We start from the raw sequence: 5323 nt of genomic DNA on the forward strand, positions 1-5323 counted from the left end.
AATGATTATAAAAAGTTTTCAGCAATATCAATGCAGTCCAATATCAAAAGAAGATCAGGAAATGCTAGTGAAACATATTCAAACGGTGACTCATTCAAATATTGAAATTGATTTATACGAGGAGATTGAGGATATTGTTTATGATTATGTGACTGGAAAACAATAAAAAATAGGAGATTTCCATGTGGAAATCTCCTATTTTTTACTTAATGATTTACCTGCTACACGTTCAAATAAACCTGGAAATAAAGCATAAAGTTTCGGGCCAATTCCCATCCACTTCGGTAAGTTTACTTCACGTTTTTTCGTGTGCATCGACTTTACGATTTGTTCTGCTACGTATGTTGGTTTTAACATGTAACGTCCCATATTCTTTACATAGGTACCAGATTGATCCGCTATTTCAAAAAAGTTTGTATCTATCGGACCTGGATTAATTGCTGTAACATAAATATCTGTATTCGCTAATTCCATGCGTAAACTATTCGTAAATCCTAATACAGCATGTTTCGTTGCTGCATACGCACTTGATTTCGGAGTTGCAATTTTTCCGGCAAGGGAAGCAATATTAATAATATGTCCTTCGTTCTTGTTTACCATATAAGGTAGTACCGCTTTCGTACATGCTACTAATCCAAATACATTTACTTGGAACATATCTTTCACTTCATCCATTGACGCATCTTCAAACGTTTTAAAAATACCAAATCCCGCATTGTTTACTAATATATCAATACGTCCCACTTCTTGTAATACCTTTGAAAAAACAGACTGTACTTCCATCTCTTCACTTACATCTAATACATAATAATAGCAAGGCGTATTATAAGTTTCTTTAATTTTGTCTACTAACGCTTGTAGTTTCTCTTCTGTTCGAGCCATTAATACGGGAGTCGCTCCCTGTGCTGCAACTTGCATTGCAACTTGCTCACCAATCCCACTAGAAGCACCTGTAATGACGATTACTTTATTTTGTAAACGTCCTGTCATTGCTGTCACCTACTTTGCATAATAAATCAATTGTTGCGATGATTCATCAATCATCACTTGTTGATTATATGCTAAATAGTCCAATTGTCCAACCGTTTCTGAAATAGTAAGTGGTAATTGTTCTTTATATAATACCGGAAATAGTTTTACACATACTTCAAATGCTGTCATTGGTTTTTCCTTTAATAACTCAAGCACTTTAAAAGCACGTGTTTCTTGCTTTTGTAATCTCGTTTCAATAAGTTGTTTCACATTTAGAACATCTTCCCCATGCCCTGATAAAATGCGTGAAATATTCATTTCGCTTAAACGCTGTAATGTTTGATTATATTGTAGTAATGGGCGTGCCCGTTCTGTTTGCCCTTCATATGGTGGTTCTAGTATTGGATTCGAAGAAATATGACTGATGAGAGCATCTCCACCAATTAATATTCCATCAGATTCTCTATATAAAGAAATATGAGTAGAAGCATGACCTGGTGTTTCAAGTACTATAAATCCAGGCAAAGAATCAATACGATCTCCTTCTCTCACAGTATGCGTTAACGATCTATTACAAGAATATTTAAGTGTCCTCGTCGTCAATAACGACTCGTCTTTCAAAAATGCCGCTGGCACACCAAACTGTAAGGCCGTCTCTCTAAAAAATTCATGATACCGCTTTAAAAATTCTGGATTTTGTGTGATCCAAGGCTCATTCCAAGGATGTCCAATAATATTCGTCTTCTCAGAAAATATATTTAAAAGTCCACAATGATCTGCATGATGATGCGTAATGACTACTGTTTCAATATCTTCTATCGTATGTCCTAATGCACCTAATTGACTTTCTAACGCATTCCTTGCCTCTTCTGTATTCGTCCCTGTATCAATTAATGTTAATGTCTCCCCCTCAACTAAAAACACATTCACAGTTTCCACTGCAAATGGTACAGGAATCTCCATTCGGTGAATCGCCGTCATGCTTAGCCCCCCTGTCTCTTTCCGGTTCAAAAATGAATACTTCTTCAGTTTACAACTTCTATATATATTTGTCATTATTTTCAGATAAAAAGAGGGGTTTCCTATAAAAAAACGAATGTATGTACATTTATAAGAATTTCTAACCAAAATTAAAGGAGGAACATCATGTCTATTCAAAACATTTCCTTTCTCGGTGCAGGCTCTATTGCCGAAGCTATTATTGGTGGCTTGTTACATGCAAATGTCGTTAAAGGTGAACAAATTACTGTAAGTAATCGTTCTAACGAGACAAGATTACAAGAGCTACATAAAAAATACGGTGTCAAAGGTACTCATAATAAAAAAGAATTACTTACTGATGCAAATATTCTTTTTCTAGCAATGAAACCAAAGGATGTTGCAGAGGCGCTTACCCCTTTTAAAGAATACATAAATAATAACGTGCTTATTATTTCATTACTAGCAGGTGTTTCTACTCACTCAATTAGAAAACTACTTCAAAAAGACGTTCCAATTATTCGTGCAATGCCAAATACATCCGCAGCCATTTTAAAATCAGCTACCGCTATCTCCCCTTCAAAACATGCAACAGCGGAACATATTCACACTGCAACATCTTTATTTGAAACGATTGGTCTCGTCTCTGTTGTAGAGGAAGAAGATATGCATGCTGTCACTGCATTATCCGGAAGTGGACCTGCTTATATTTATTACGTAGTGGAAGCTATGGAAGAAGCTGCAACAAAAATTGGTTTAAAAGAAGATGTTGCAAAATCACTTATTCTTCAAACGATGATTGGTGCTGCTGAAATGTTAAAAGCAAGTGACAAACACCCTTCTATTTTGCGAAAGGAAATTACTTCTCCTGGTGGAACTACTGAGGCAGGTATTGAAGTATTACAAGAACATAAATTTCAACAAGCACTTGTTTCTTGTATTACACAGGCAACGAAACGATCACATAATCTTGGAAAAACATTAGAACAACTAACAAAAGAAAAATAGAAAAAGGAGCTCAAGTTTATTTGAGCTCCTTTTTCTATAATTACACTTAGTTATTGTTCTTCCCAAAAATCTCTTCTTGCAGGCGACGACCAGTCGGCGTTGCTGCAAGTCCACCTTCTGCTGTTTCACGAAGTGCTACTGGCATCGTTTGTCCGATTCTAAACATTGCCTCAATTACTTCATCACATGGAATTGTACTCGTTACACCAGCTAATGCTAAATCTGCTGAGATCATCGCATTTGCAGCTCCTGCTGCATTACGTTTTACACAAGGTACTTCTACAAGTCCTGCAACAGGATCACACACTAAACCAAGCATGTTCTTTAATGAAATTGCCATCGCTGTAGCTGCTTGATCTTGTGTTCCACCAGCCATCTCAACTGCAGCTGCAGCCGCCATTCCACTTGCTGAACCAACTTCAGCTTGGCATCCTCCTGCCGCACCAGAAATACAAGCGTTATTCGCAACAACCATACCGAAAGCTCCTGCTGTAAATAAGAATTCAATCATTTCTTCACGTGTAGGCTGCAATTTTTCTCTTAGTGCAAATAGTACACCTGGCACTGTTCCAGCAGACCCTGCTGTTGGTGTTGCACAAATAATTCCCATCGCTGCGTTTACTTCATTTGTTGCAACAGCTTTGCTTACTGCATCCAAAATCGTATCTCCAGATAAGCCTTTTCCACTCTTCATATACGCTTGAACTTTTACAGCATCTCCACCAGTTAAACCAGTTGGTGATTTCACGCCGCGAATACCACGTTCTACTGCTTGCTCCATCACTACTAAGTTCTTTTCCATACCAGCAATTACTTCTTCACGTGAAATACTTCTTGTTTCCATTTCACATTGAATCATAATTTCTGCGATTTTTACATTTTGTTCTTTAGCTTGCGCCACTAGTTCCGCTGCGTTCCGAAACATGGTGTGTCCCCCCTGCAATTATTCCATAATAGTTACTTGACAAATATTTTGTTGCGCTTTTATTTCTTCAATTACTTCATCTGCTAATAATTCATCTGTTTCGATGACCATAAGCGCTCTTCTTCCTTTTTCTTTACGAGATACACTCATCGTACTAATGTTAATCTCATGTTTCGCAAGGATTGAAGCTACCGCTGCAATAGCACCAAAGCGATCGTTATTTACAATAAGTAGTGCTGGGCTCGTGCCTGATAATTGAAGATCGAATCCGTTTAATTCTACAACTTCAATTTTACCGCCACCAATTGAGCAAGCAACAACTTCAATTTCATCTTCACCTTTATACAAACGAATTCTCGCTGTATTTGGATGAGGTGCATTGGCATCTTCTTCAATGAATTCCACTTCAATTTCGCGCTCTTTTGCTATTTCTAGCGCCTCTGGAATACGTAAGTCATCTGTTTCAAATCCTAATATTCCACCGATTAGTGCTACATCCGTACCATGCCCTCGATACGTCTTTGCAAATGATCCATATAACGAAATGCTTACTCTTTCTGGTTCATGACGAAACAGCTGGCGAGCAACTTGCCCCATTCTTGCCGCGCCTGCTGTATGTGAACTTGATGGTCCAATCATAACTGGACCGATAATATCAAATACTGAGCGATACTTCATCATAACTCCCCCTAAACCTCTATGAAAAAAATTTATTCTACTATTCTATTAAGCTGCTACATCTGTCGCTTTTCCAGTTGTACCACGAATTTGTTCTGCTATACGAATTGGATAGTTTTTGAATAAAAGTAATCCAATATAACCTGAAATAATACCAGTTATCATAATACATAAGAATCTTAGCATTATTTTCATTTAAAAATGATACAAGATAATCCACAATAAAGTCTGGTAGCAATCCAAAGTTTAACACAGAAGCCATTGCAAGCATAGCATAAACAAGTGATATAACCATTGCTAATGCAACTAAATTTGCACCTGCTATTCCACCTAGACTACCTGCTGATGTTCTGAACTCTTTTAAAGAGTGGTATACCAATTAAATCTCCACCACCTTATTAATAAAAAGCTTCAACTAAGGAACTTGCAATAGATACACTCGCTAATCATATCGTTTAGCTAAAAAGTGAAAAAGACTTATGACAAATAATAGTAATATCTTTCCTATTATAATTCTCGTGTTACTCTCTCATGATTTAGTCAACTTCACTTGTTACGATAATGACTAAAATACATGTGACTTATCATAAATTATAATCTGCCCTCATTATAGCTTGTTTTTTATAAAACGCTTACTTTTGTTGAATTTTAAAAGTTCTGAATAAAAGTCCATTTCTGCTATTTGTATCACTTGTATGTCATCTGACTTATATAACAGTTTTTCTAAATAATCATTATTTCGTATTTTTATCCTATATATTC

7 protein-coding genes are annotated in these 5323 nt (G+C 36.5%); 2 read left to right on the top strand and 5 right to left on the bottom strand.

Annotation, left to right across the window (positions count from 1 at the left end):
- Position 1 precedes the first annotated feature (1 nt).
- Positions 2-166, top strand: a complete 165-nt coding sequence (locus tag ABWK52_RS21855; protein WP_230209535.1) for a YqzH family protein — start codon at positions 2-4, stop codon at positions 164-166.
- A gap of 29 nt (positions 167-195) precedes the next feature.
- Here the strand turns inward: ABWK52_RS21855 and ABWK52_RS21860 are convergent, their stop codons facing one another.
- Together ABWK52_RS21860 and ABWK52_RS21865 are read right to left on the bottom strand one after the other, a co-directional pair.
- A complete protein-coding gene (locus ABWK52_RS21860; RefSeq protein WP_000147791.1) occupies positions 196-990 on the bottom strand; it encodes an SDR family NAD(P)-dependent oxidoreductase in 795 nt (264 codons plus the stop codon).
- Positions 991-999: 9 nt separating this feature from the next.
- A complete protein-coding gene (locus ABWK52_RS21865) occupies positions 1000-1953 on the bottom strand; it encodes an MBL fold metallo-hydrolase (RefSeq protein ID WP_000125118.1) in 954 nt (317 codons plus the stop codon).
- Between the two features lie 165 nt (positions 1954-2118).
- On the opposite strand from ABWK52_RS21865, the gene proI reads away from it, so the two are divergent.
- Positions 2119-2958: a pyrroline-5-carboxylate reductase ProI gene (gene proI, locus ABWK52_RS21870; RefSeq protein ID WP_000027253.1), complete on the top strand. Its 840-nt coding sequence runs from the start codon at positions 2119-2121 to the stop codon at positions 2956-2958.
- 46 nt (positions 2959-3004) lie between these two features.
- Here proI and sdaAA read toward each other — a convergent pair whose 3' ends face one another.
- Genes sdaAA through ABWK52_RS21885 form a run of 3 tightly spaced genes read right to left on the bottom strand, consistent with a single transcriptional unit; the run spans position 3005 to position 4886 of the window.
- Entirely contained in the window at positions 3005-3883 is an 879-nt protein-coding gene (gene sdaAA / locus ABWK52_RS21875; protein ID WP_000489461.1) for an L-serine ammonia-lyase, iron-sulfur-dependent, subunit alpha, read from the bottom strand.
- 18 nt (positions 3884-3901) lie between these two features.
- Positions 3902-4561, bottom strand: a complete 660-nt coding sequence (sdaAB, locus tag ABWK52_RS21880) for an L-serine ammonia-lyase, iron-sulfur-dependent subunit beta (protein WP_000877445.1) — start codon at positions 4559-4561, stop codon at positions 3902-3904.
- A gap of 40 nt (positions 4562-4601) precedes the next feature.
- The gene (locus ABWK52_RS21885; RefSeq protein ID WP_048567782.1) at positions 4602-4886 is read right to left on the bottom strand and encodes a hypothetical protein; all 285 of its coding nucleotides are present in this window, start codon (positions 4884-4886) and stop codon (positions 4602-4604) included.
- Between the last annotated feature and the right edge of the window lie 437 nt (positions 4887-5323).

Source organism: Bacillus sp. AP50, from assembly GCF_040492675.1.
Classification (GTDB): Bacteria; Bacillota; Bacilli; order Bacillales; family Bacillaceae_G; genus Bacillus_A; species Bacillus_A cereus.